We start from the raw sequence: 3,182 nt of genomic DNA on the forward strand, positions 1-3,182 counted from the left end.
AAAGCCTACTCTTAACGCCACCACAGCGCGATCGCGATTGCGACTACGGCACCGATAATGGTATTGATAACATTGACTAGCTCGTTGGTCAGCCAGTCGAGTTTTGATTGCAAAGTCGCACCGATGACGCTTTCAAGATTGGTAGCGATAAACGATGCGATCGTACAAATAACCACGCCGCCGAGCGTAATCATCCCCACACTATAAGCCACCAAACAGATCGTTACTCCGCCCACAATTCCCGCTAGCGTACCTTCCAAACTCACCGCACCCTCAGTCCCTCTCGGTACGGGTTGCAAGGTAGTAATCAAAAACGTACTTTTGCCATATGCCTTGCCGACTTCACTTGCAGTTGTATCTGCCAACTTGGTACTAAAGCTGGCGACATACCCCAATAATAATAAAGATTCCCAGCTTCGTTCGACCCAACCCAATCCAATCGCCCCAACGCCCAACGCACAGATCGTAGCAGTAAAAGCCGAACCCCAGACATTTTCTGGCCCTCTCGCACCACCGCGTTTCTCGGCGATACCTTCGGCTTCTTTTTGAGCCATCCCGATGCGAGTTACCGCCGAACCCACCAGAAAATAAAACATCACCACCCCATAGCCGCGCCAACCTAAAGTCCCCCAGACGACTACCCCCAATCCCCAGGCATTAATTAATCCGGCTGGCGTTAATAGTTTTTTGGGAATTAGGATCGCGGCAACTAATAAAATTGTATTTAACGCGATCGCCACTAGCCAAGGGTTAGTCGCACCAATCTCTAACCAGTTTGATAATATGCTCGACATATCAATATCCACTAAAACACTATCCACTATCCACTATTCACTGCTTGGTGCGCTTAACCGTCGGGAAACCCGACGTTGGCGTTGGCGAAGCCTGCCGTAGGCACAGCCTCTGCGTCAGCAGATACGCCCATCCGCTATCCACTATCCACTATCCTGTAGCACTCCGGACTAATACAGAGAGGAGATGCCATTGGGTAACTTTAGGTTTAGTTAATTATTCGGAGTGATAAATTTGATGTTTTCCTGTAACCTAAGGAAAGATCTAAGTTTAATAATATTTACAAACTGAATCTATGACAGCAACTGCACTGAAACACGAAGTTAAGGATTTATCGCTAGCACCCCAAGGTAAGCAACGGATTGAGTGGGCAGGGCGAGAAATGCCTGTACTACGTCAGATCCGCGATCGATTTGCAGCCGAAAAGCCATTGGCTGGAATTCGCGTCGTCGCTTGTTGCCACATTACCACCGAAACCGCTCACCTGGCGATCGCCATCAAAGCTGCTGGTGCTGATGCAGTCTTGATTGCCAGCAACCCGCTCTCCACTCAGGATGACGTTGCCGCTAGTCTAGTTGTCGATTATGGCATTCCGGTATTTGCCTTCCGTGGTGAAGACGAAGCTACCTACAAACGCCACGTTCAAACCGCACTCGATCACCGCCCCAACATCATCGTCGATGATGGTTGTGACGTAGTTGCCACACTAGTTCAAGAACGCCAACACCAACTCAGCGAACTGATTGGTACCACTGAAGAAACCACGACTGGTATCGTGCGTCTCCAAGCGATGTTCAAAGCTGGCGTACTCACCTTCCCTGCTGTCAACGTCAACGACGCCGACACCAAGCACTTCTTCGATAACCGCTACGGTACCGGACAATCTACTCTAGATGGCATCATCCGCGCTACCAATATTTTACTCGCTGGTAAAACGATCGTGGTTGCTGGCTACGGCTGGTGTGGTAAAGGTACCGCCATGCGCGCCCGTGGACTGGGTGCAAATGTTATCGTCACTGAAATCGACCCCACTAAGGCAATCGAAGCCGTTATGGACGGTTTTAGCGTAATGACGATGGAAAAAGCCGCCGCCGTTGGCGACATCTTTATTACCGTTACTGGTAACAAGCACGTCATCCGTGGCGAACACTTTGACGTCATGAAAGATGGCGCGATCGTGTGTAACTCCGGTCACTTCGATATCGAAATCGATCTCAAAGCTCTGGCTAGCAAATCGACTGGCGTCAACACCGTCCGCAACTTTACCGAAGAGTACAAACTTAACAATGGTAAATCCGTCATCGTCATCGGGGAAGGACGTCTCGTCAACCTCGCCGCTGCTGAAGGACACCCCAGCGCAGTTATGGATATGAGCTTCGCCAACCAAGCAATGGCTTGCGAATATCTGGTCAAAAACAAAGGCGAACTGACTCCTGGCATTCACTCTATCCCCGTCCATGTGGATAAAGAAATCGCCCGCATGAAGCTCGAAGCCATGGGCATTCAAATCGATAGTCTCAATGCCGACCAAATCGAATATGCCAACTCCTGGACTTCTGGTACCTAATCTCTAAGTAACTAGTACCGAGCGGCGTAAATCCTAGTACTATTTCGGCAAGAGTTCGGAGTTCGGAGTTCGGAGTTCGGAGTTCGGAGAGTAAAGGTAGAGTATGCGCAGGTTGCTTTACTTATGCCGTCGAGTACTAGAGAGCCTAAGACTAGATTAACTAATTTTTTACAAGCATAGATTGAATTGCAATCTATGCTTTTTTAGGCGTTGCTGGATTATCGTCATATTATAAAATACATGGCAATATTCCCAACTTCTTCAAGAAGCTGGGAATATAATTTGGCTTAAATATATCGGTTGACTCGACCTAAAGTCGATCGTATGCGGCTAGAATAATCCGTTCGGTGTCTGCCCAATTGATACATTTATCGGTAACCGAAACACCGTATTTTAATTGACTCAGATCTTCAGGGATCGATTGTCCGCCTTCGTTGAGATTTGATTCCAACATCATCCCTACCATGGAGGTATTGCCATTGACGATTTGTTGGATCGTGCTTTCAAAGACGATCGGTTGGAGGCGATAATCTTTATTAGAATTACCGTGACTGCAATCGACGACGATGCGGGGTGGTAAGTTGGCTTTTTTGAGTTCGGCTTCGGCAGCTTGAACGCTGACGGGATCGTAGTTGGGTTTACCTTCGCCGCCGCGTAAGATAATGTGTCCGTAAGCATTGCCTCGGGTTTGAAAAACGCTGACTTTGCCATGCTTATCGATCCCCAGGAAATGGTGTGGTTGTTTGGCCGATTGGAGGGCGTTTAAGGCTACCTTAACGCTGCCGTCGGTACCATTCTTGAAACCGACGGGCATCGATAGGCC

Annotated in this window: 3 protein-coding genes; 1 reads left to right on the forward strand and 2 read right to left on the reverse strand. The window is 48.6% G+C overall.

Going from position 1 to position 3,182, the window contains the following annotated elements; all coding sequences use genetic code 11:
* Positions 1-11 precede the first annotated feature (11 nt).
* A complete protein-coding gene (locus tag C7B77_RS26900; protein ID WP_106312251.1) occupies positions 12-794 on the reverse strand; it encodes a TIGR00297 family protein in 783 nt (260 codons plus the stop codon).
* Positions 795-1,087: 293 nt separating this feature from the next.
* Here C7B77_RS26900 and ahcY point away from each other — a divergent pair, with 293 nt between their 5' ends.
* On the forward strand, positions 1,088-2,359 hold the full coding sequence (gene ahcY, locus C7B77_RS26905; protein WP_106312254.1) for an adenosylhomocysteinase: 1,272 nt from the start codon (positions 1,088-1,090) through the stop codon (positions 2,357-2,359).
* A gap of 310 nt (positions 2,360-2,669) precedes the next feature.
* On the opposite strand, the gene C7B77_RS26910 is transcribed toward ahcY, so the two are convergent.
* A partial coding sequence (locus C7B77_RS26910) for a 3-deoxy-7-phosphoheptulonate synthase (protein WP_106312257.1) occupies positions 2,670-3,182 on the reverse strand: 513 nt, incomplete at its 5' end.

The organism is Chamaesiphon polymorphus CCALA 037 (genome assembly GCF_003003845.1).
Taxonomy (GTDB): Bacteria; Cyanobacteriota; Cyanobacteriia; order Cyanobacteriales; family Chamaesiphonaceae; genus Chamaesiphon; species Chamaesiphon polymorphus.